Raw genomic sequence first — 21,333 nt, forward strand, 5'->3', positions numbered from 1 at the left:
TCCGGTCCCGCTGCTGGTCGCCGTCGTCGCGCTCCTCGCGTCGATGCTGGCGGGACTGCTGGTCGGGGCGGTCCACCTGCCCGCTCGCGCCGTTCTGACCGAGCTCGTCGATCTGCTGCCCGGCATCCATGCCGGTTCTGGGCTCACGCGCCTGGAGCGGAACCTGTTGCTGGAGATCAGGCTTCCGCGGGTGCTCGCGGCCGCGCTCGTCGGCGGGCTCCTCGCGATCGCGGGCGCCGGCTACCAGGGCGTCTTCCGCAACCCGCTCGCCGACCCGTACCTGCTCGGCGCCGCCGCAGGCGCGGGCGTCGGTGCCACCGCGACCATCGTGTTCCTGCCCGGCGATCCCGCGGCGACGGTGCCCGTCGCGGCGTTCGTGGGCGCGCTCGCGGGTGTCGCCCTCGCCTACGCGTTGGGCAGTGCGGCGGGTGGGCGGGGCACGTCGACGCTGCTCCTGGCCGGCGTCGCGGTCTCCGCTTTCCTCAGCGCGGTCCAGACCTTCCTCATGCAGCGCGACGCCCAGGAGCTGCAGCGCATCTACTCCTGGGTGCTCGGCGGCGTCGCCTCGGTCGACGGTCCGCGGTTGCTCGCCGTCCTGCCCTACGCCGGGATCTCCGTGGTCGCGCTGGTGCTCCACGGCCGCCTGCTCGACGTCCTGGGGGTCGGCGACGACGAGGCCACGGCCCTCGGCGTCTCGGCGCGGCGCGTCCGGCTGCTGGTGTTGACCGCGGCGTCGCTCGCCACCGCCGCCGCCGTCGCGGTGGGCGGGCTCATCGGGTTCGTGGGCATCGTCGTCCCGCACGTCGTGCGCCGGCTCGCGGGCACCTCGTACCGCGCGGTTCTCCCGCTGTCCCTCCTCGGTGGCGCCGCCTTCCTGGTGCTCGCCGACATCCTCGCACGTACCGTCGTCGCTCCCGGCGAACTGCCGCTCGGTGTGGTCACCGCGTTCGTCGGCGGTCCGTTCTTCGTCGTCGTGCTGCGAGCGATGCGGGGACGGAGCGGGCTGTGAGCGTGGAGTTCTCCGGCGTCGATGTCGCGCTCGACGGGCGCCCCGTACTGCACGACGTGGCGCTGACGGCACCGTCGGGCTCGTGGACCGCGGTGATCGGGCCGAACGGCGCCGGGAAATCGACGCTGCTGCGCGCGGCCCTGGGCCTGGCGCGCAGCGGGGGAACCGTCACCGTCGACGGGGCCGACCCGCGCCGGCTGCGTCCGCGCGAGCGCGCCCGGATCTTCGCCTACGCGCCGCAGTCGCCGCAGCTCCCCGAGGGGATGACGGTGTTCGACTACGCGCTGCTGGGCAGGTCGCCGTACGTCGCCTACCTCGGCCGCGAGAGCGCGGACGACCGCCGGATCGTGCGCGCCGTGCTGGCCCGCCTCGGTCTGGAGGAGTTCGCCGAGCGCGACGTCGATCGCCTGTCCGGCGGCGAGCGGCAGCGCGTCGTGCTGGCGCGCGCCCTCGCTCAGGAGGCGCCCGTGTTGCTGCTCGACGAGCCGACCACGGCCCTGGACATCGGGCACCAGCAGCAGGTCATGGACCTCGTGGACCACCTGCGCCGCGACGACGGGCTGACGGTGATCACCACGATCCACGACCTGACGCTGGCGGCGCAGTACGCGGACCGGCTGGTGCTGCTGTCCCGGGGCCGCGTGGTCGCCGCCGGGACGCCGGCGCAGGTGCTCACCGCGGACCTGATCGCCGCGCACTTCGGCGCCCGGGTGCACGTCGAGACCGGCCCCGACGGCCGGCCGGTCCTGGGGCTCCTGCGGTGAGCACTCAGACTGGTCGGTGCGCCGCGAGGGATCAGTGTTTACTCTTGATGCAGGAGTGACGAAGGGTCTGGAGGCCGCGATGCGCACACGACTCGCGATGGCGGTGGTCGTCGGCTGCTCGGCGCTGCTGGCCGGGTGTTCGGCGACGGTGTCCGGGAACGGCGCGAACGGGGTCACGGTGATCCCGGGCGGTGTGGGGCCGGGAATCGCCACGCCCGCTCCGCAGGCGCCCGCGACGACGACCACCGCACCGTCGACCACGACCAGCGCGCGGCCGTCGGGCGCGGCCGCGACGGCGGTCGTCCTGCCCGAGAACGGCAACGAGTACACCGCGATTCGAACGCGCAGCGGGCGTACCACCTGTCAGGTCAGTGAGACCAGTGTCGGCTGCGAGCTGGAGTTCGACCGGCCCCGCCCGCGCACCGAATCCGGCGACGAGGCGAACGGCGTGAACATCACGAGTGATGGCGACCTCACCTACGTGCTCGGCAATCTCGGTGTGACGGATCCGATCACGCTCGACTATCGGACCTATACGGCCCGGGGCTGGTTCATCGTCGCCAACGAGTACGGGACCGCGTTCACCCACCGGACCACGGGGCACGGCATGGTCGTCGCCTCGTCGGGTGTGAAGACCTTCTAGCGCGGGGTCGTGATCACCACGACGGCCTCGGCGCCGCCGACGGTCGCGAACCGGTGCGGGCCGTCGCTAGTCCAGCTGCGCGAATCGCCCTGCTGCACGAGTCGTTCGTCGCCCACCGGGCCGACGGTGAGCGCACCGTCGACCACCGTGAGGTGCTCGCGGACCCGCTCGCCGTGCCCGGGGGAGACGTGGTCCGACCCGGCGGGGAACTCCAGCCGGAAGACCTCGACGGTCGTGCGCGGCAGGTGCCGCACGGAGAGGAGGACGGTGCGCATCCCGCCGTCGGCGACGCTGTGGGCCCCGGGGGATTCGCCGACCAGGGCGGTGAGGGGCACGTCGAGCGGAACGCAGAGGGCGTAGAGGGTTTCGATCGTGGGATTGCGCCCGCCGGCCTCGATCTCCGAGAGTGATCCCTTGCCGATGCCTGCGCGGCGCGCGAGCTCGGACAGGCTGAGGCCGCGTTCGGTGCGGAGTTCGCGGAGACGGCCGCCGACATCGGGGGAGGGCATGACCCCATGCTACGTTCTGTTCATGGAACGTTCTGAGAACGGAACGATGGTGCCCGTCGGGGCGGGCATCGTCACCGCCCTCGTCGGCTACACCTCCGCCTTCGCCGTGGTGCTCGCCGGCCTGCGCGGGGTGGGTGCGAGCCCGGGGCAGGCCGCGTCGGGGCTGTTGGCGGTCACGGTGACCATGGGAGCGGCATCCGCGCTGCTGTCGTGGCGGTACCGGATGCCGATCGTCAGTGCTTGGTCCACGCCCGGTGCCGCGCTGCTCGCGACCACCGGCGCCGTCGCGGGCGGGTGGCCGGCAGCGGTCGGCGCGTTCGTGGTGTGCGGGGTCCTCTTCGTGGTGACCGGGCTGTGGCCGGCCCTCGCGCGGTGGGTGCAGCGGATCCCCGCGCCGATCGCGCAGGCCATGCTCGCGGGCGTCCTGCTGCCGCTGTGCATCGCGCCGGTCAAGGCGCTCGCGGCGCATCCCGCGGCCGTCGCGCCGGTGCTGCTCGTGTGGCTGGTGCTGCTCAAGGTCCAGCCGCGGTGGGCGGTCCCGCTGGCGTTCGTGGTCGCGTTGGTCGTCATCGGCATCGCCCTGGTGCGCGACGATGCCGTCCCCGCCTTCTCGGCGCTCGTGCCGCACGTGGAGTGGACGACGCCCGCCTGGTCGCTGCAGGCGATGACCGGCGTGCTGCTGCCGCTCTACATCGTGACCATGGCCTCGCAGAACATCCCCGGCGCGGCCGTGCTCGCGACCTACGGCTACTCGGTGCCCTGGCGGCCGGCGCTGACGGTGACCGGCGTCCTGTCGGCGGTCGGTGCGCCCTTCGGCGGGCACGCGATCAACCTCGCGGCGATCAGTGCCGCCCTCGCCGCGGGACCCGATGCGGGGCCGGCGTCGCGACGCTGGATCGCGGGTGTGTCGTCGGGGGCTGCGAACCTCGTACTCGGCGTTGTCAGTACGGGCCTGACGGCGGTCGTGCTCGCGGCGCCGGAGGGCGTGATCCAGGCCGTCGCCGGCGTCGCGCTCGTGGGCGCGTTCGCCGCCGCATGCGCGGGGGCGATGGCGGACGTGGAGGCTCGGGTGCCGGCCGCGGTGACGTTCGTCGTCGCCGCGTCCGGGACGACCGTGGTCGGCATCGGGTCCGCGTTCTGGGCGCTCGTGGTCGGCATCGTCGTCTCCGTGCTGCTCGGGGTTCGACGGTCCGCGCCGGCGTGAGCCGGCGCGCCGGGACCGGTGCCCGTTGCCGCGCGGGGTTGCCCGCTCCTCACGGGGTTGCACCCCGGTGCCGAGCGACAGAACCCCGCGGGAGTGCGAAGACATGTCCTCGTACTCCGGCAGTCGGGATGACAGGATTTGAACCTGCGACCCTTCGCTCCCAAAGCGAATGCGCTACCAAGCTGCGCCACATCCCGTGATCACTTTCGTGACCAGGTAGAGCGTACCTGGGGTGAGGACCCGGACTGCGTCCGCGTCGCTGTGGGGCCTCCGGCTCCGGCCCGCCCAGAACGGGCGGCCACCTCGCCATCGCGGGCGGCTCGCGTTCAGGCACGGATGTCCGTCGGAGCTGACGGTCGCTAACCATCCGCTGCAGGCTGGCAAACTGGTCGGATGACGAGAACGCGCGGCATCCTGCTGCTGGCCTCCCTGCTCGCCACGACCGCGCTGACCGTGGTGCTCGGCACCACCGATCCGGCGGCGCCGCTCACCTACCCGAGCCGGTTCCTCATCTGGAATCTCTTCCTCGCCTGGATCCCGATGCTGTTCGCGCTCGGCTTCCACGCGGTGCGCCGCCGCTGGGCGCTCGTGCCGCTCGGCCTCGGCTGGCTGGCGTTCCTCCCCAACTCGCCGTACCTGGTGACGGACCTCGTGCACCTCGGGGACGGGGAGAACATGTGGCGGCACGTGCTCCAGTACGGGTTCGCGGCGTGGACGGGGACCCTGCTCGGCGTCGTCTCGATGCTGCTGGTGCACCGCCGCCTGCAGCGCGAGTTCGGCGCGCGGTGGGGCTGGCTCGTGGTGCTGCTGTCCGTGGGACTGTGCGCGGTCGGCGTCGTGATCGGGCGGTTCCAGCGCTGGAACTCGTGGGACCTGGTGACGCGGCCGGACGCCGTCGTGTTCGCCACGCTCGACTGGGTGACCTCGCCCTTCTCGTACGTGCAGTCCACGGGGGTCGCGGCCGCGGTGGCCGCGTTCTTCGGGCTCGCGTACCTGACGATCTTCTCGCTCAGCCCGTCCGTCGTCGCGGAGGCCGAGACGGCCCCGAACCGCGGGTGAGCGGCGTACCGTCGACCCTGTGTACCTGGAGCGATTCGTCGCGGACGGTAACCTGGACGCCGACCGCGCAGAGAGGCTCAGCTGGGAGTCCGCGCGGTACGTGTCGCGGATCTACGTGGTCGTGGGCGGGCGCCGCCTGCTCGCGCAGAACCTGCCGCTGTGCTGGGCGGACCTCGACGTCGGGCCGGGCACGCCGATCGCCCTGGAGGTCACCAGCGGGAACCGCGGACTGCTCGAGGACGAGCAGCGCGCGATCGCAGGGTTCGCGGATCGCTTCCGCGAGGTCCTGATCCCGCCGGAGCCGCGCCGGGCTCGCCGCTGGTGGTCCCGCAGGGGCTGATTCCGGCCGTGCGGTCCTGCAGGAAGGGGCCCGTCGACTCAGCCGTGGAACAGCTGCAGCGCGGCGTCGACGGCGTTGTAGAGGCCGTACAGCAGCGGAATGGTGACGACGGCCCAGGTCACCACGAGCTGGATGGTGTGCCGCTGGTCGGCTTCGGACTCGGTCACGGGTTCACTCCTGTCAGTGCGCCGCGTCGACGGCGTCGACGACGGGGCCCTTCTCGTGCCAGCGCGCGGACACGGGGCGGATGGCGAGGTTGGCGAGGAAGCCGACGACGAGCACGCCGACCATGATGTACAGCGCCAGGTGGTAATCGGAGGCCTCGAGCGGGATCGTCTTGCCGGCCCCGTCGACGTGGTCCTTCTTCGAGTCCAGCACCCGGTTGACGATCAGCGGTCCCAGTACGCCCGCCGTCGACCACGCGGTCAGGAGCCGGCCGTGGATCGCGCCCACCTGGTACGTGCCGAACAGGTCCCTCAGGTACGCGGGCGCCGTTGCGAAACCGCCGCCGTAGAAGGAGATGATCATGGCGCAGAACAGTACGAACAGCGCCGTCGACGACGCGCCGACGGTCGCGAGCCCCAGGTACAGCAGGATTCCCACGCCGAGGTACATCATGTACGTCGGCTTGCGCCCGATGTAGTCGGAGGTGGTCGACCAGCCGAGCCTGCCCGCCATGTTCGCCACGGACAGCAGGCCCACGAACCCCGCGGCAACGGTCGCCGACACGGTGGACACCCCCGAGCCGTCGCGGAAGAAGTCCTTGATCATGTCGGCGGCCTGCTCGAGGATGCCGATGCCCGCGGTCACGTTGCACAGCAGCACGATCCACAGCAGCCAGAACTGCGGCGTCTTGATCGCGTTCGCCGCCGAGACGTTCCCGGCGCTCACCATCGACTTCGATGTGGCGGCGGCCGGATCGAATCCCGCGGGCAGGTAGCCCGGTGCGGGCACGCGAATGGTGAAGACGCCCATCATCATCATGACGAAGTACGCGATGCCGAGGGTGATGAACAACTTGGTCACGGCGCTGCCGCCGGCCGCCGCACCGCCGTACCAGTCGAGCAGCTCCTTCGACAGGGGTGACGCGACCATCGCGCCGCCGCCGAATCCCATGATGGCCATGCCCGTTGCGAGCCCCGGACGGTCGGGGAACCACTTCATCAACGTGGAGACCGGCGAGATGTAGCCGAGCCCGAGGCCGATGCCGCCGACCACACCGTAGCCGAGGTACAACAACCACAGCTGGCCGGTCGCGATGCCCGCCGCGGCGATGAGAAACCCGGCGCCCCAGCAGCTCGCCGCCGTGAACATGGTGCGCCGCGGTCCGACCCGATCGACCCAGGTGCCGAACACCGCGGCGGAGAGGCCCAGCATGACGATGGCGATCGAGAAGACCACGCCGATCATCGTCTTGTCGGTGTCGAAGTGCTTGACCAGTGCGTCCTTGTAGACGCTGGTCGCGTACACCTGCCCGATGCACAGGTGGATCGCCAGCGCCGCAGGGGGTATCAGCCACCGGTTGTAGTGCAGCGGTGCGACGGAGTGCTCTCGATCCAGGAACGACAGTGCGGCCACGGCGCGACGCTGGCAGTCCCGAGGGACCCTTCGGCGCCGGTCGGAGAAGTTGGATCCGTCAGCGGTCGAGCGGGTCACGCCCCTCGAGGAGGGCGCCCAGGACGTGCGCCTGACTGATCCCCTCCGCCTTCGACGCGGTCAGCAGCGTGACGGGCCCGCTTGCTACGAGCTTAGCAAGGTCGGCGTAGGCCGCGGCCGCGTCGGGATCCGCGAGCTCGGCGCGGTACCGCGACACGAACTCCGGGTACTTCGCCGGGTCGTGTTCGTACCATGTGCGCAGCTCGGTGGACGGCGCCACCGCCTTGCACCACTCGAACAGGTCGGCCCGGTCCTTGCTGACCCCGCGCGGCCACAGGCGGTCGACGAGGACCCGCTTCCCGTCCGTGGCCTCCTCGGCCTCGTACACCCGCTTGACCCGGACTGTCATCGTCGCGCCTTCCGTCGTTCGCTCGGCGGCGATGCGCCTCGCGTTCCGCAGGACCTCCTCCAGCATGGCCGGAGTGAGCCGTCCGGTGAAGGTGTTCTGCTGGCTCACGTGGAAACACCCGAGGACGGTGAGCCGGCGTCCGTCCGGGTGCCGCAGGTCCACTCGTGTGCCGTGGCCGAATCTCGGGCGGGGCCGGGGGATCGTCCAGCCGCCCTCCGCGAGTACGGAGAACAGTGCCTGCCAGCCGAACCCGCCCAGCACGACGGCGACGCGCACCGTCGGGAGGAGTTCGAATTCGCGCGCCAGGAAGGGGGAGCAGGTGCGGCGCTCGTCCGGCGTCGGCTTGTTGTCCGGCGGCGCGCAGTGGACGGGCGAGCTGATCCGGGTGTCGACGAGCTGCAGGCCGTCGTCGATCGCGGTGGCCGTGGGCTGATTCGCGAGACCCACGGCGTGCAGCGCGGCGAACAACACGTCGCCGCTGCGGTCGCCGGTGAACATCCGGCCCGTGCGGTTGGCGCCGTGCGCCGCGGGCGCCAGGCCGACGATGAGGATCGACGCGTCGGCCGGCCCGAAACCGGGAACGGGCTTGCCCCAGTACGTCTGGTCAGCGAACGACGCGCGTTTGACCCGTGCGACCTCCTCCCGCCAGGCGACGAGCCGCGGGCACGCCCGGCAGCTGATGACCAGCGCGTCCAGATCCGGCACCGTCCGCACGCGTCCCGCCGCCGACGGTGCCTCCTCCGGCCGGGCGGATCGGGCTCGCGTGGGCATGCTTCGAGACTATGCCTGCGGCCGCTCGCAGGGCCGACCGTGCGAGATCACCTGTCGCACGCGATGCCGTCGCCATCCCTGTCGAGGCCCGGCCGGTAGCCGGGCTCGCCCCGTCGCATGGGCGCGGCGCCCGCTGCTTTCGCAGCATCACAGTTCTTGTAGTAGGCCGACGGCGAATCGTTGGTGGGCTCAGTCGTGACCGTTCGGGGCGGTGCGGGGACCGGGGTGCGGGTGTCCGTTTCCGTGACACCGGGATTCGGCAGCGCCGCGGTGGTGGTCGTGGTCGTCGTCGGAGCCGCGGTGGTGGTCGACGGGGCCGGGCTCGAGGACGTCGTCGTGGTCGTCGCGGTGACGGTCACCGTCGCGGTGGCCGACGAGGTGACGGCGGCGGCGGAGGTGGGGCCGACCAACCCGCTCGCCGGAGTCGGTTCTTTCGGCGTGCTCGGCATGATGAGCATGCTCAGCACGAGCGCGAGGGCGGCCCCGGGGCCGGCCACCTTCCAGGAAGCGAACGGCCGCACCAGCATCACCCCCAGCACGGCGAGCGTGGCGGCGAGGAGGAGCCCGGCGATGCGGCCCGCGAACCCGTCGCCGCCGACGAGGGACCCGAGGGCGACGAGGGCGGCGAGGACGAGCAGGACCCACCCCGCGATCACCACCGCACGTGAACGCTGCGCGGGCGGCTGGTACGGTGCCGGGCTCGACGGACCTCCGTTGGGGTACATGGACTCTCGCCTTCTGTCTGGACGATGTGACCGTGGATCGACGGTCGATCGGGCCTTCGTGCACAGACGTTAGACGAAGATTGTCCGGTTCGATACCGCGTGGACGCTAACTATCGCTGCGAAGAAGACGTGCTCCGGATATGGGCGAGGCCGGTGGCACCTGTAACGCGCCCCGGCCTCTGTTTCACTGAGCGGTTTACAGTCACGCTCACGAACTTGAGCACCACGATAGCAGGAATGTTCGATCATTCGAAATCGTGCGCCGTCCGCCTCCGCGGTGCACGGCTCCGATCACAGGCGCGCGTAGGTCTCGATGTCCTCGGAGAACTCGGCGGCGACCGCCGGCGAGACCGTCGCACGGGTCGCGCCCAGCGCCGCGAGGTAGTCGTCGGTGCTCAGCTCCTGGGGTGGGACGCCCTCGTCGGCGTCGAGCGCCCGCGCCAGGGCGTCCTGTGAGGCGCGCCGCGCCGCGTATTCGATGTCGGCGGGAGTCATGCCCTCGCTGGCGACGGTCAAGGCGTCGATGTCGATCGCGTCGATCGCGTGCTCCGGTATGTAGCGGCCCCAGATCGCGGAGCGTGCGCCGGCGTCGGGGAGCCCGATCGGCATGACGTAGTCGAACCGGCCGTGCCGGAGGAAGGCGTCGTCGAGCGCGCGGACGAAGTTGGTGGCGCACACCAGGAGCCGCCCCTCCTGGTCGCGGAACTCCGCCACCTGCTTGAGCAGCTCGTTGGTCACGCCCTGTGTGGGCGACGGCGGGTCGCCGCGGCGGTGCGAGGCGATCTCCTCCACCTCGTCGATGAACACGACGGCGTGCTCGAGCGACGCGATCGATTCGAACGCGGATCGCAGCGCCCCGGCCAGGCCGCCCGGGGAGTCGGCGAGGCGGGAGGGGAAGAGCTCCACGAACGGCCAGTCCAGGCGTGACGCGACGGCTTTCGCGAAGGTCGTCTTCCCGGTGCCGGGCGGTCCGAACAGCATCACGGCGTGCGGCGGCATCACGCCGAATCGCTCCGCCATGTCCGGGCGCGCGAGCGGCGTCACCAGGCGCTGCTCGAGCATCTCCTTCTCCTGTCGCATGCCGCTCACGCCGTCCCACAGGTGCCGCGGCAGCAGTCGCCCGCCGACCTCCTTGAGCAGGTCGAGCTCGCGGCGCTGCACGGGCATCGGGCGCTCCAGGTACCGCACCGGATCACGGATCTCGAAGCCGTTCTCCGACAACGCGGCTGCGGCGTCGTCGTCGCCCGAGGTGAGGACGGAGAGCTTGCCGAGCCCCAACGGGGCCATCCGCCGTTCCAGGGCGTCGAGCAGGGTGCCCGCGACGCGTCGATCGATGTCCGGGGCGACGTCGAAGAACACGATCCACCCCTGAGCGTGGGCGGCGCGGCCCACCGCGACGGCGACCACGCGATCGTCCACCGTCGCGACCATCGCGTGGTCCTGCTGACACGACGCGATGACCTCCGCCATCGAGTACACGGGCGTCGTGCCGCGGTGGTGCGCCGCCTCCCACAGCTGCACGACGGTGTCGAGGTCGTCGTCGTGGAAGTCCCGGATGCGTGGCCTCATGGGTGGCAGTGTGGCACGGGTCACCCGCGAACGCATGTGGGTTTTGCGTGCCCGAACCCGCCGCGCCTTAGGTGTCTCGCCCGAGAGCCACGGTGTTGGGAGTCCACCCGATCCCGGAGGACACCGGGTACCGGAACACCGCGCCACCGGCTGCGGAAGCGGACGCGTGGAGGCGGCGATGCAGGCGGTGCGATTCGACCGGTTCGGTGGACCGGAGGGTACTGCGGGTCGTCGAGATCGCCGCGCCGCACCCCGGCCCGGGGCGGCTACGAGGCCGCCGGAGTCGTCGACGAGGTGGGCGATTCAGTCTCGGACATCGCTCTCGGCGACCGGGTGTTCGGCTTCTGTTCCGACGGCAGGGCACAAGCGGACCTCGCGGTGGTCGCTCACTACGCGCCGATTCCCGCCGGACTCGACGCGGAGGCCGCAGCTGCCCTGCCGTCCGTCGTCGAGACCGCGACCCGCGCCCTGGAGCAACTCGGTGTTCAGGGCGGGACCGTGCTGATCAACGGCGCGTCGGGTGGCGTCGGCAGTGCCGCGGTCCAGCTGGCGATGGCGCGGGGAGCGCGAGTGATCGGCATCGCGGGAGAGCGGAACGCCGAGCGCCACCGCGATCTCGGTGCCGAGCCCGTGGTCTACGGCGCTGGCATGGTGGATCGTGTCCGGACGTGCACCCGTTCCCGCTGGCGCAGGTGGCGGGAGCGCAGGAGCGCAGTCGTCGCGGGGGCCTCCGCGGCAGGATCGTGCTCGTGCCCGGCGAATGACGGTGCGCCCGTTCACGGGAGCCGGGCGACCCGTCTGATCCACACCGTCGCGGTCACTGAGATCGCCGCCGTGGCGACCAGATAGCCCGCCGCAGGCCACGGCGCACCGTCGGCCCCGTGGATCAGCGCGGTGAGAATGAGGGGCGTCAGGCCCGACGCGTAGATCCCCGAGAACTGGTACACGACGGACAGTCCCGTGTAGCGGACCTCGGTGGGGAAGAGGCTCGCGAAGAAGGTGCCCTGCGCGGCGTAGAAGAGGCCGTGGACGAAGCCGAACACCACGACGAGGCCCACTGTGAACCAGGCGATCGACGCGGTCCCGAACAGCGCGAACACGGGGAACACCGCAAGGCCGTAGAGCAGCACGCCAGTGCCGTACACCCTGCCCGGCCCGATCCGGTCCGCGAGTGCGCCCGCGAACGGGATCACCGCGGCCATGACGAGGGCGGCCGCGGTCACGGCGAGCAGGACCCCGATCTTGTTCATCGCGAGCGTCGCCGTGGCGTACGTGATGGCGAAGACGCCCCACGTGTTGAACGCGCTGCCCTCGGCCCACCGCGCGAGGCACCCGGCGATAGTGTTGCGGCGCAACACGGGATCGCCGAGCAACTGGCGCAGGGGCGTACGGGTGGTGTCCAGCGTCGCCCGGGCTGCCACGAACGCGGGGGTCTCGTCGACAACCAGCCGCACGACGATGCCGATCACCACCAACACGATCGACACGGCGAAGGCGATGCGCCAGCCGAACCGGAGGAACTGGTCGTCGTCGAAAACCGTTTGCAGCAGTGCGAAGACGGCGGTGCCGAGTCCGAGGCCGAGCGCGAGACCCACCTGCGGGACCGCACCGAACCGGCCCTTGCGGCCCTCGGGCGCGTGCTCGACGGCCAGCAGGACCGCGCCCGCCCACTCGCCGCCGAGCGCGAAACCCTGGACGATCCGTAGTAGTAGCAACAGGATCGGGGCCAGGACACCCACTTGGCCGGCGGTGGGGAGCGCGCCCATCAGTGCCGTCGCCACACCCATCAGCAGCATCGTCAGCGCGAGGGTCTGGCGCCGGCCGATCCGATCTCCGACGTGCCCGAAGACGAGACCGCCGATCGGCCGCATGACGAAGCCCACGGCGAACGTGACGAAGCCGAGCATCGTGCCCACGAACGAACTCGTCTCCGGGAAGAAGAGTTTGGTGAAGACCATCGATGCCGCGGTCGAGGAGAGGAAGAAGTCGTACCACTCGACCGTGGTGCCCAGTAGCGACGCCGCGACCACGCGCCGCAGCTGTGCACGGTCGGGAGCGGACGGTACGGGAACGGATTCGACGGTGGCGGTGCTCACCGATCGGAAGCTATCGGCGCTCCGGGGTCCCTGTCACCGGTTGTGCTCGCGGTGACCGCAATCGAGGTCAGTACGCCGAGGACCGGTTCGTCGCGGCCCAGGTTCGCTCCGCCTCGGACTGCGCCGGCGGTGGTACGAGGCCGTTGATCATCCACATCTCCTCGCTGGTGTCGTCGACGTGGAACTCCCATTGCAGATCGGGGTGCCGGGCCAGCGACGGTGCGACCATCGCACGCACCCATTGCGCGATCCGCGACCGGCTTGCGGAGTCGGACGCGTGCCGGGCGATGTGGTCGATCGCGATGCGCACCGCGACCGGGGCGCTGGTGCCGCCGATGAAGAAGTCCTGCGGCGAGACCTCGTGGAACAGGACGACGACGTAGAAGCGCGGCAGGCCGATCGCCGCATACTGATCGGTGATCGCGGTGGAGAGCGATTCCTTCTCGGCGGCGGTGAAGACGCCGGGTGTGTGGTGGATGTTCCAGAGCGGCATGGTGATTCCTTCGGGTTGTGGTCGGGTCAGGCGCCGGCGGGGAAGGTCAGGGCTTCGACGGGGCCGGAGAGGGCCGCCTTCGTGGTGGTCGTGATCTCGTCGGCGAGGATCTCGACCTCGCCGGCCTCGACGCCGTCGAGGATCGCCGTGGCGATCTCGTCGGGCGTCGCCTTGGGTGCCGGGATGGCCGACACCATGTCGGTGTCGATGAAGCCCGCGTGCACACCGACGACCCGGGTGTTCTGCGCGGCGAGTTCGACACGGAGCGAGTTCGTGATCGACCACGCGGCCGCCTTCGACGCTCCGTAACCGCCGGACCCGGACAGCCACGAGAGCACGGAGTGCATGTCGACGAGCGTGCCACCGCCGTTCGCCGCCAGCACCGGAGCGAAGGCCCGCGCGACGCGCAGCAGGCCGAGCGCGTTGACGTCGAACATCGCCTCGATCTCGGCGAGGTCGCCGGTCGCCAGTGGCGTGGGAGTCATGATCCCGGCGTTGTTGAACACGATCTCGGCGTCCGACGCGAGCCGTGCGAGGGCTTCGGCGGATTCCGGTGACCGCACCTCGAGGGCGACGGGCACGACCTCGGGGCGGGGATCGGTGAACGGCTCCCGCCCCGTCGCGTAGACCTTCCTGGCCCCGCGGGCCAGCGCCCCGTCGACCAGCGCGGCACCGAGGCCCCGTCGGCCTCCCGTGACGACGACGACGGCGTCCTTGATGGCGACCATGACTGCTCCTTCTGAGTAATGACTACGTTAGTCAGCTCGATTCAAGCATCTCGATCTGAGTAACGCAAGCGTTAGTTATGATCGGGTCATGGAGTTCGAGGAGCGACTGCGGGACCGGAGTACGTGGGCGATCGGCGACGGCTGCTCGGCCGCCCGCACACTGGACCTGCTCACCACGAAGACGGTGTTCCTCGTCGTGCGGGAACTCCTCTACGGCACGACGCGCTTCGACGACCTCGTCACCCGGACGGAGACCTCCGCCCCTGCGGTCTCGCGCGCGCTCAAACAACTGGCCTCGGCGGATCTCATCGCAGCGACGGAGTACCGCGAGCCGGGGGCGCGCGCCCGCGCCGAGTACCGGCTCACGGCGGCGGGCGAGGATCTGCTGCCCGTGTTCCTCGCGCTGATCCAGTTCGGCGACGCCCATCTGCAGCCCGAGGGGGCGCCCCTCGTGTTCGTGGACACGGCGACGGGGGAGCCGGTCCGCACCCGCCCGGCCGCGGCGGGGACGGAGGTTCTGCCGGCCGCGATCGAGATCCGGTTCAACCGGGACCGGTGGGTCGCGCCGGACCCGGTCAGCCCAGCAGCGTCCGCCGATCCGAATGCAGGAACGTGATCAGCGTGATGACGCCGCAGAGCACGCCGGCGGCGAGGATGACCTGCGGGCCGGTCACGACCGAGCCGATGGCGCCGCCCACCGCGGCGCCGAGGACGAACCCGGCGTACACCAGGGCGTAGCCGAGCCAGTCGAAGACGGTGCCGTTGCCGGTCGCGTGCCGCTCGATGCCCTGCCCGAGCTTGACCAGCGTGCCCGTCACGTACGAGAGGGGCACCGAGACCTCGCCGTTCTTGGTGAAGGACGTGTTCAGTGCTCCCAGCGAGAAGGTGATGATCAGGATGGGGACGAAGCGCACCTGAGGCTCCGCGAAGCCGTCGAGGACGAAGTCCGTGGCCGACGCGACCAGCAGGCCCGCCGTGGTGAGCACCGTCGGGCCGTGCGGGTGGCCGTGCCAGAAGTAGCGGCGGCAGATCGACGCCACCACGACACCCGTCACGAAGGCGATGATGAGGGCGGTCGCGGCGAGCGCGCCGGCACCCGCGATCCGCTGCGCATCGGCGGCCTTGAACCAGGTGAGTACCGCGCGCTCGGTGTTGCCCGTCATGAAGGTCACGAAGTACCCCGCGGAGTGCAGGAAGGCGACCGCGCCGACCATGCCCGCCATGCCGGCGAGGAGCCAGGACAGGCGTGCGTCGGGTCCGATCGCGGCGTCCCGGGAGACGACTGGGCGGGGCTTCGTGGGCTGTTGCTCCGTCGGGGTGGTCATTCCCCATGGTTACCGACGGTGAGCGGCCGTCGCCGCCCGGCCGCACCGATTCACACTCGGGCCCTGGTGGGAGGGCGGTCACACCGTGTGCCCACGTCGCGATCAGCCGAGCGGCGGGTCCGCGGCGAGGAAGTCGCGCTGGAAGACGCCCATGAGCCGCGCATCGCGGTACCGACCGTTCGAGAAGAACTGCTCGCGCAGCAGCCCTTCCTCGGTGAACCCCAGCTTCTCGTAGACGTGCGCCGCCTTCTCGTTGGCGACGTCCACGTAGAGGTACACCTTGTGCAGGTTGAGGATCCGGAACGCGTAGTCGAGCGCCCTGCGGGTGGCGACGCTCGCGTAGCCGCGCCCCTGTTGCGCCGGTGCCACGATGATCTGGAACTCGCAGTTCCGGTGGATGACGTTGATCTCGACGAGCTCGACCAGGCCCACCGGCAGTCCGTCGTTCTCGATGATGAATCGACGCTCGCGCTCGTCGTGGATGTGCCGCTCGTAGATGTCTTCGAGCTCGGCCAGCGCGTCGAAGGGCTCCTCGAACCAGTACGACATCACCGCCCGGTCGTTGAACAGGCCGTGTACGAACCGCAGGTCCGTGCGTTCCATGGCGCGCAGCTGGACGGTCATGCGCCTCAGCGTAGTTGTCAGTGGGGCGTCGTAGCGTGCGCTCATGGACATGGGGATGGACCTGGAAGCGGCCGGCGCACTCGAGTTCGAATTGCACCTGGGTGCTGCACAGTGGGCGGAGTACGAGCATCCGCGGTGCGGTACGTATCGCTGTACGGCGGCCGACTGGTATCCGGCGGTGCGGGGCCTGCTCGACGACCGCGCGTCGCCCGACGCCGATCCGGATGACGACTACTTCCTCACGATGTCGGTGGTGGGACCGGCGTCCGCGGGCGACGGCGGGGCGGCTGTCGACGTCGGTCGATGGCGGGTGCCGTTCGTCCAGGTGCTTTCGAAGGCGGGGCACGGATTCATCGCGGAGTTCGGTGTCCAGGGCGCAGACGGCCTGAACGAGCGAAACCTGCAGCTGTGGCGCCGGCACGTATCGCCTCAGGAGCTCGCCCTGCACGTGGGGGACGAGCACGCCGACGACGCTACGTGCGCCTACATGACGCATTCCCTGCGCGTGGCGTTGTGCCTCTTCCGGAGCTTCGTTGAGCGGCGGGACCTCTCAAGGCACTTCGAGCTGCTCACCTCGTGGCCAGTGGAAGCGCGGGATACGCGCCTCTGCTGATCTACGCGATGAGACCGACCGTCAGCGCGATCACGGCGACCAGGGGTGCGGAACCCTGGACGATCGCCGCGCGGAGCTTGGTCCGATCCGATAGCGCGAGGACCAGCGCCGCCGCGAGCATCGAGCCGACGCCCACGAGGATCAGGGTCGCGCCGACGGCGCGCTGCGGCCCGAACAGCGCGAGGCCGAGGAACACCGCCACCGCGAGGAACAGGTTGTAGAAACCCTGGTTGAAGGCGAGCGGACGGGTGACCTCCGCCGTCTCGGCGGTCGTGCCGAAGGTCGCGCGGGAGCGCGGCGACGTCCACGCGATCGATTCCAAGTAGAAGATGAAGCAGTGCACGAGCGCGGCGATGGCGGCGACCACGAGTCCGGCGGGGATCATGTGTTCATCATGGCCGATGTCCGCCCGTCCGGCGCCCGCCCGGGCTGAACCGGCCCCGGCACCGTCGCGTAGGATCGTCCGAGTGCCGTGGGCCCGACGGGGCCCCGTGCTGCCCGCAGGAAACCGCACATCAGGCGGCGTCCTGCTGATACCAACCCGAGGAGAACGAGTGAAGAGCACCGTCGAGCAGCTGAGCCCGACTCGCGTCCGCCTGAGCGTCGAGGTTCCCTTCGACGAGCTCGCGCCCGATTTCGAGCGCGCCTACGCGACGCTCGCCGACCAGGTCAACATCCCCGGCTTCCGCAAGGGCAAGGCCCCCGCGAAGCTGATCGAGGCGCGCGTCGGCCGCGACGCCGTGCTCTCGCAGGTGATCAACGACGCGCTGCCCGGCAAGTACAGCCAGGCCGTCCTCGACTCCGAGGTGAAGGCCCTCGGACAGCCCGAGATCGACATCGACAAGCTCGAGTACGGCGAGACCTTCTCGTTCACCGCCGAGGTGGACGTGCGCCCCGAGATCACGCTGCCCGACTACTCGGCCATCGAGGTCGAGGTCCCGTCGCTCGAGGTCACGGACGCCGACGTCGACGAGCAGATCGAGGGCCTGCGCGCCCGCTTCGGCACCCTCAAGGGCGTCGAGCGTGCGGTCGAGACCGGTGACTTCATCACCATCGACCTGTCGGCCACCGTCGACGGCAAGGACGTCGAGGACGCCAAGACCACCGGCCTGTCGCACGAGGTCGGCTCCGGCAACCTCATCGACGGTCTCGACGAGGCCGTCGTCGGCCTGAAGTCGGGCGAGTCCAAGGAGTTCGCGACCACCCTCGTGGCCGGCGAGTTCGCGGGCCAGGAGGCGGACGTCACCGTCGTCGTCGACTCCGTCAAGGAGCGCGAGCTGCCGGAACTGGACGACGAGTTCGCCCAGCTGGCGAGCGAGTTCGACACCGTCGACGAGCTGCGTGCCGACCTGCGTGAGCGCGTCGAGCAGAACAAGAAGCTGGGCCAGGCCGCGGACATCCGCGACGCCGTGCTCGACAAGCTGCTCGAGTCCGTCGAGGTGCCGCTGCCCGAGGCCGTCGTCAAGGAGCAGACCGACGCCAACGTGCACGACGTGCTGCACCAGGTGGGCCACAACGAGGAGCTCCTCGAGACCGCGCTCAAGGCGCAGGGCACCACGCGCGAGGAGTTCGAGAACCAGGCCCGCGAGTCGGCCGAGAAGCAGGTGAAGGTCCAGCTGCTGCTCGACGCGATCGCGGACGCCCAGGACGTGCAGGTCGACCAGCAGGAGCTGCAGGAGCACATCCTGTTCCAGTCGCAGCGCTACGGCGTGCAGCCCGCCGAGTTCATCCAGCAGATCCAGCAGGCCGGGCAGCTGCCCGCCCTGTTCCAGGAGGTCCGCCGGGGCAAGGGCCTCGCGGACGTCGTGCTCGAGGTGACGGTCAAGGACGCCGACGGCAACGCCGTCGACACCAAGGCCCTGTTCGACCGTGACGACGCCGGCGAGGAGCTCGCCGAGGAGGCCGCGTCCGAGGAGGCCGTGGTCGCCGAGGCCGAGGAGATCACCGCCGAGGACTCCGCCGCCGAAGAGAAGTAGTCCCGCCGCACGATCGCCCCGCAGCCCCGACCGGCTGCGGGGCGTTCTGCCCTCAGCGGAGTGGGGCGCGCCGGGGGACGTTCCGCCCCTGCGCGTTCGTTAGTGTCGATGTCAGCAAAGAAAGGCAGGGAGCAGCGGATGACCTCCAACCCCATCATGCGGACCGGACTCGCCGGTTTGAACCTCAACGATTCGGTGTACAGCCGCCTCCTGGAGTCGCGGATCATCTTCCTCGGCAGCGAGGTGAACGACGACATCGCGAACCAGCTCTGTGCGCAGATGCTGCTGCTGTCCGCGGAGGATCCGACCAAGGACATCAACCTCTACATCAACTCCCCCGGTGGCAGCATCTCCGCCGGCATGGCGATCTTCGACACCATGGAGTTCGTCGAGTGTGATGTCGCGACGTACGCGATGGGCATGGCCGCGTCGATGGGCGAGTTCCTGCTCGCCGCCGGCGCCAAGGGCAAGCGCTACGCGCTCCCGCACGCACGCATCATGATGCATCAGCCGTCCGCCGGCATCGGCGGCACCGCGGCCGACATCGCGATCCAGGCCGAGCTCTACCGCAAGACCAAGATCGAGATGAACCGCCTCAACGCGCAGTTCACCGGCCAGTCGATCGAGAAGATCGAGGCCGACGCGGACCGCGACAACTGGTTCACGGCCGAGGAGGCCCGCGACTACGGCTTCGTCGACCACGTCGTCAGCCGCGCGAGCGCCGTCAAGTAGCGAGAGGACTTCACTTCAATGACCGACGGTTTCCCCCAGAACACGGCGCAGGGCCTGCACCTGCCGCCGCAGTCCCGCTACACGATTCCGCAGTTCTTCGAGCGCGCCGCCAACGGTGAGCAGCGGGTCATGGACCCGTACGCCAAGCTCTTCGACGAGCGCATCATCTTCCTCAAGACCCAGGTCGACGAGGTCTCGGCGAACGACGTGATGGCGCAGCTGCTGGTGCTCGAGTCCCAGGACCCGGACCGCGACATCACCCTGTACATCAACTCGCCCGGCGGCAGCGTCTACGACGCGCTGGGCATCTACGACACGATGCAGTACGTCCACTGCGACGTCGCGACCGTCGTGCTCGGCACCGCGGCCTCCGCTGCGGCGATCCTGTTGGCCGGCGGTACGCCGGGCAAGCGCGCCGCGCTCCCCAACTCGACGGTGCTGATCCACCAGCCGCGCAGCGGCGGCGGCGCCCGTGGGCAGGTCTCGGACCTGGAGATCCAGGCGGCCGAGATCGAGCGCGTGCGCAACCGTCTCGACGAGATCCTGGCGAACCACACCGGCCAGACCTTCGAGCAGATCCGCAAGGACACCGACCGCGACAACATCCTCACGGCCGACCAGGCCAAGGAGTACGGCATCGTCGACACGGTGTTCCCGTACCGCAAGGCGTCCGCCAAGTAATTCGAGCAGGTGGCCGGGGGCCGCGACACGCCGCGTGAGCGGGTTCCGCGGCCCCCGGCGCCACCTGCAGCAAGCTGTTCATATCGGTCGCCGGGAATTCGGTTCGCGGGTACCGTCGACATCAGGCGTCGGCTGCCCTCGGGACTGCGGGCAGACCAGTCATCGGCAAGGGAAGTAGGGCACGGCATGGCACGGATCGGGGACGGCGCAGACCTGTTGAAGTGCTCCTTCTGCGGAAAGAGCCAGAAGCAGGTCAAGAAGCTGATCGCCGGTCCCGGCGTGTACATCTGCGATGAGTGCATCGACCTGTGCAACGAGATCATCGAGGAGGAGCTCGCGGAGTCCAGCGATGTGAAGCTGGACGAGCTGCCCAAGCCGGTCGAGATCCGCGACTTCCTGGACAACTACGTGATCGGGCAGGACTCGGCCAAGCGGAACCTCGCGGTCGCGGTCTACAACCACTACAAGCGGATCCAGGCGGGCGAGCGCAAGGACGCGCGCGGCGAGAGCGTGGAGCTGGCGAAGTCCAACATCCTCATGCTCGGCCCCACCGGCTGCGGCAAGACCTACCTGGCGCAGACGCTGGCGAAGATGCTCAACGTGCCCTTCGCCATCGCCGATGCCACCGCGCTCACCGAGGCGGGCTACGTCGGCGAGGACGTGGAGAACATCCTCCTCAAGCTGATCCAGGCCGCCGACTACGACGTCAAGCGCGCCGAGACCGGCATCATCTACATCGACGAGGTCGACAAGATCGCGCGCAAGAGCGAGAACCCGTCGATCACGCGCGACGTGTCGGGTGAGGGCGTGCAGCAGGCGCTGCTGAAGATCCTCGAGGGCACGCAGGCCAGCGTCCCGCCGCAGGGCGGCCGCAAGCACCCGCACCAGGAGTTCATCCAGATCGACACGACGAACGTGCTGTTCATCGTGGCGGGCGCCTTCGCCGGGCTGGAGAAGGTCGTGGGCGACCGGATCGGCAAGCGGGGCCTGGGATTCGGCAACGAGGTGCGCACCAAGAGCGAGGTCGACACCGTCGACCACTTCGCCGACGTGCTGCCCGAGGACCTGATCAAGTTCGGCCTGATCCCGGAGTTCATCGGCCGTCTTCCCGTCATTGCGTCCGTGTCCAACCTGGACAAGGAGTCGCTGGTCTCGATCCTCTCGGAGCCGAAGAACGCCCTCGTCAAGCAGTATCAGCGCCTGTTCGAGATGGACGGCGTGGAGCTCGAGTTCGACGAGGAGGCCCTCGGTGCCATCGCCGATCAGGCCATCCATCGCGGTACCGGGGCCCGCGGGCTCCGCGCGATCATGGAAGAGGTCCTCAACCCCGTGATGTTCGACATCCCGTCGCGCGACGACGTGGCGAAGGTCGTGGTCACGGGCGAGACGGTGCGCGACAATGTGCTGCCCACCATCGTGCCCCGCAAGCGCTCGCACGAGCGTCGCGAGAAGAGCGCGTAACGCGCA

At 70.1% G+C, this 21,333-nt stretch carries 24 protein-coding genes, 1 tRNA gene and 2 pseudogenes; 13 read left to right on the forward strand and 14 right to left on the reverse strand.

Annotated features, from left to right (window positions below; genetic code table 11):
* Window positions 1–43: 43 nt before the first annotated feature.
* Genes ABZX10_RS02945 through ABZX10_RS02955 form a run of 3 tightly spaced genes read left to right on the forward strand, consistent with a single transcriptional unit; the run spans window position 44 to window position 2,416 of the window.
* Window positions 44–1,009 carry an iron ABC transporter permease gene (locus ABZX10_RS02945; protein WP_355534840.1) on the forward strand — a complete coding sequence of 322 codons (966 nt, stop codon included), beginning with the start codon at window positions 44–46 and terminating at the stop codon, window positions 1,007–1,009.
* Entirely contained in the window at window positions 1,006–1,773 is a 768-nt protein-coding gene (locus ABZX10_RS02950; protein ID WP_355534363.1) for an ABC transporter ATP-binding protein, read from the forward strand. The genes ABZX10_RS02945 and ABZX10_RS02950 overlap by 4 nt, the downstream gene beginning before the upstream one ends.
* 55 nt (window positions 1,774–1,828) lie before the next feature.
* Entirely contained in the window at window positions 1,829–2,416 is a 588-nt protein-coding gene (locus ABZX10_RS02955) for a hypothetical protein (RefSeq protein ID WP_355534365.1), read from the forward strand.
* On the opposite strand, the gene ABZX10_RS02960 is transcribed toward ABZX10_RS02955, so the two are convergent.
* Window positions 2,413–2,925, reverse strand: a complete 513-nt coding sequence (locus ABZX10_RS02960) for an XRE family transcriptional regulator (RefSeq protein WP_355534367.1) — start codon at window positions 2,923–2,925, stop codon at window positions 2,413–2,415. The two genes, ABZX10_RS02955 and ABZX10_RS02960, sit on opposite strands and share 4 nt — an antisense overlap.
* Window positions 2,926–2,947: 22 nt before the next feature.
* Here ABZX10_RS02960 and ABZX10_RS02965 point away from each other — a divergent pair, with 22 nt between their 5' ends.
* Window positions 2,948–4,129, forward strand: coding sequence for a benzoate/H(+) symporter BenE family transporter (locus tag ABZX10_RS02965; protein WP_355534369.1), 1,182 nt, complete (start codon window positions 2,948–2,950; stop codon window positions 4,127–4,129).
* Window positions 4,130–4,252: 123 nt separating this feature from the next.
* Here ABZX10_RS02965 and ABZX10_RS02970 read toward each other — a convergent pair.
* Window positions 4,253–4,326, reverse strand: a tRNA-Pro gene (locus ABZX10_RS02970).
* Between the two features lie 196 nt (window positions 4,327–4,522).
* Between ABZX10_RS02970 and ABZX10_RS02975 the strand changes: the two genes are divergently transcribed.
* Complete coding sequence (locus tag ABZX10_RS02975) at window positions 4,523–5,188, forward strand: DUF1361 domain-containing protein (RefSeq protein ID WP_355534371.1); 666 nt, start codon at window positions 4,523–4,525, stop codon at window positions 5,186–5,188.
* A gap of 19 nt (window positions 5,189–5,207) precedes the next feature.
* Complete coding sequence (locus ABZX10_RS02980; RefSeq protein ID WP_355534373.1) at window positions 5,208–5,528, forward strand: hypothetical protein; 321 nt, start codon at window positions 5,208–5,210, stop codon at window positions 5,526–5,528.
* 38 nt (window positions 5,529–5,566) lie between these two features.
* Here ABZX10_RS02980 and ABZX10_RS02985 read toward each other — a convergent pair whose 3' ends face one another.
* The 6 genes and pseudogenes from ABZX10_RS02985 to ABZX10_RS03010 all read right to left on the reverse strand — a co-directional run bounded on the left by ABZX10_RS02985 (window position 5,567) and on the right by ABZX10_RS03010 (window position 10,598).
* Window positions 5,567–5,695 carry a hypothetical protein gene (locus ABZX10_RS02985; RefSeq protein ID WP_355534375.1) on the reverse strand — a complete coding sequence of 43 codons (129 nt, stop codon included), beginning with the start codon at window positions 5,693–5,695 and terminating at the stop codon, window positions 5,567–5,569.
* 13 nt (window positions 5,696–5,708) lie between these two features.
* Entirely contained in the window at window positions 5,709–7,106 is a 1,398-nt protein-coding gene (locus ABZX10_RS02990) for an OFA family MFS transporter (RefSeq protein WP_355534377.1), read from the reverse strand.
* 58 nt (window positions 7,107–7,164) lie between these two features.
* Entirely contained in the window at window positions 7,165–7,533 is a 369-nt protein-coding gene (locus ABZX10_RS02995; RefSeq protein WP_355534842.1) for a DUF488 family protein, read from the reverse strand.
* 27 nt (window positions 7,534–7,560) lie between these two features.
* Window positions 7,561–8,304: pseudogene (locus ABZX10_RS03000) on the reverse strand (uracil-DNA glycosylase); the annotation flags it as partial.
* Window positions 8,305–8,351: 47 nt separating this feature from the next.
* A complete protein-coding gene (locus tag ABZX10_RS03005) occupies window positions 8,352–9,029 on the reverse strand; it encodes an excalibur calcium-binding domain-containing protein (protein WP_355534379.1) in 678 nt (225 codons plus the stop codon).
* Window positions 9,030–9,320: 291 nt separating this feature from the next.
* Window positions 9,321–10,598, reverse strand: a complete 1,278-nt coding sequence (locus tag ABZX10_RS03010) for an ATP-binding protein (protein ID WP_355534381.1) — start codon at window positions 10,596–10,598, stop codon at window positions 9,321–9,323.
* A gap of 178 nt (window positions 10,599–10,776) precedes the next feature.
* On the opposite strand from ABZX10_RS03010, the pseudogene ABZX10_RS03015 reads away from it, so the two are divergent.
* A pseudogene (locus ABZX10_RS03015) lies at window positions 10,777–11,264 on the forward strand (NADP-dependent oxidoreductase); the annotation flags it as partial.
* A gap of 110 nt (window positions 11,265–11,374) precedes the next feature.
* Here ABZX10_RS03015 and ABZX10_RS03020 read toward each other — a convergent pair.
* The 3 genes from ABZX10_RS03020 to ABZX10_RS03030 all read right to left on the reverse strand — a co-directional run bounded on the left by ABZX10_RS03020 (window position 11,375) and on the right by ABZX10_RS03030 (window position 13,915).
* Complete coding sequence (locus ABZX10_RS03020; RefSeq protein WP_355534383.1) at window positions 11,375–12,694, reverse strand: MFS transporter; 1,320 nt, start codon at window positions 12,692–12,694, stop codon at window positions 11,375–11,377.
* 67 nt (window positions 12,695–12,761) lie between these two features.
* The gene (locus tag ABZX10_RS03025) at window positions 12,762–13,187 is read right to left on the reverse strand and encodes a tautomerase family protein (protein WP_355534385.1); all 426 of its coding nucleotides are present in this window, start codon (window positions 13,185–13,187) and stop codon (window positions 12,762–12,764) included.
* Between the two features lie 26 nt (window positions 13,188–13,213).
* Window positions 13,214–13,915, reverse strand: coding sequence for an SDR family oxidoreductase (locus ABZX10_RS03030; protein ID WP_355534387.1), 702 nt, complete (start codon window positions 13,913–13,915; stop codon window positions 13,214–13,216).
* Window positions 13,916–14,003: 88 nt separating this feature from the next.
* Between ABZX10_RS03030 and ABZX10_RS03035 the strand changes: the two genes are divergently transcribed.
* Entirely contained in the window at window positions 14,004–14,531 is a 528-nt protein-coding gene (locus ABZX10_RS03035) for a helix-turn-helix domain-containing protein (RefSeq protein WP_355534389.1), read from the forward strand.
* Here the strand turns inward: ABZX10_RS03035 and ABZX10_RS03040 are convergent.
* Both ABZX10_RS03040 and speG read right to left on the reverse strand, forming a co-directional pair.
* Window positions 14,491–15,240 carry a YoaK family protein gene (locus ABZX10_RS03040; RefSeq protein ID WP_355534391.1) on the reverse strand — a complete coding sequence of 250 codons (750 nt, stop codon included), beginning with the start codon at window positions 15,238–15,240 and terminating at the stop codon, window positions 14,491–14,493. The genes ABZX10_RS03035 and ABZX10_RS03040 overlap by 41 nt on opposite strands.
* Window positions 15,241–15,342: 102 nt before the next feature.
* Window positions 15,343–15,864, reverse strand: a complete 522-nt coding sequence (gene speG / locus ABZX10_RS03045) for a spermidine N1-acetyltransferase (RefSeq protein ID WP_355534393.1) — start codon at window positions 15,862–15,864, stop codon at window positions 15,343–15,345.
* Between the two features lie 43 nt (window positions 15,865–15,907).
* Here speG and ABZX10_RS03050 point away from each other — a divergent pair, with 43 nt between their 5' ends.
* Window positions 15,908–16,477, forward strand: coding sequence for a hypothetical protein (locus ABZX10_RS03050; protein WP_355534395.1), 570 nt, complete (start codon window positions 15,908–15,910; stop codon window positions 16,475–16,477).
* Window position 16,478: 1 nt separating this feature from the next.
* Here the strand turns inward: ABZX10_RS03050 and ABZX10_RS03055 are convergent, their stop codons facing one another.
* Window positions 16,479–16,862: a DUF1304 domain-containing protein gene (locus ABZX10_RS03055; protein ID WP_355534397.1), complete on the reverse strand. Its 384-nt coding sequence runs from the start codon at window positions 16,860–16,862 to the stop codon at window positions 16,479–16,481.
* Window positions 16,863–17,031: 169 nt separating this feature from the next.
* Here ABZX10_RS03055 and tig point away from each other — a divergent pair, with 169 nt between their 5' ends.
* From tig to clpX, 4 genes are all read left to right on the forward strand, one after another.
* A complete protein-coding gene (tig, locus tag ABZX10_RS03060) occupies window positions 17,032–18,453 on the forward strand; it encodes a trigger factor (RefSeq protein ID WP_355534399.1) in 1,422 nt (473 codons plus the stop codon).
* 138 nt (window positions 18,454–18,591) lie between these two features.
* A complete protein-coding gene (locus ABZX10_RS03065) occupies window positions 18,592–19,185 on the forward strand; it encodes an ATP-dependent Clp protease proteolytic subunit (RefSeq protein ID WP_210733490.1) in 594 nt (197 codons plus the stop codon).
* An 18-nt stretch (window positions 19,186–19,203) separates the two neighbouring features.
* Window positions 19,204–19,866: an ATP-dependent Clp protease proteolytic subunit gene (locus tag ABZX10_RS03070; RefSeq protein WP_168544888.1), complete on the forward strand. Its 663-nt coding sequence runs from the start codon at window positions 19,204–19,206 to the stop codon at window positions 19,864–19,866.
* A 186-nt stretch (window positions 19,867–20,052) separates the two neighbouring features.
* Window positions 20,053–21,327 (forward strand): ATP-dependent Clp protease ATP-binding subunit ClpX, encoded by a 1,275-nt coding sequence (gene clpX, locus ABZX10_RS03075; protein ID WP_355534402.1) that lies wholly within the window; start codon window positions 20,053–20,055, stop codon window positions 21,325–21,327.
* Window positions 21,328–21,333 lie beyond the last annotated feature (6 nt).

Source organism: Tsukamurella sp. NPDC003166, from assembly GCF_040611135.1.
Classification (GTDB): Bacteria; Actinomycetota; Actinomycetes; order Mycobacteriales; family Mycobacteriaceae; genus Tsukamurella.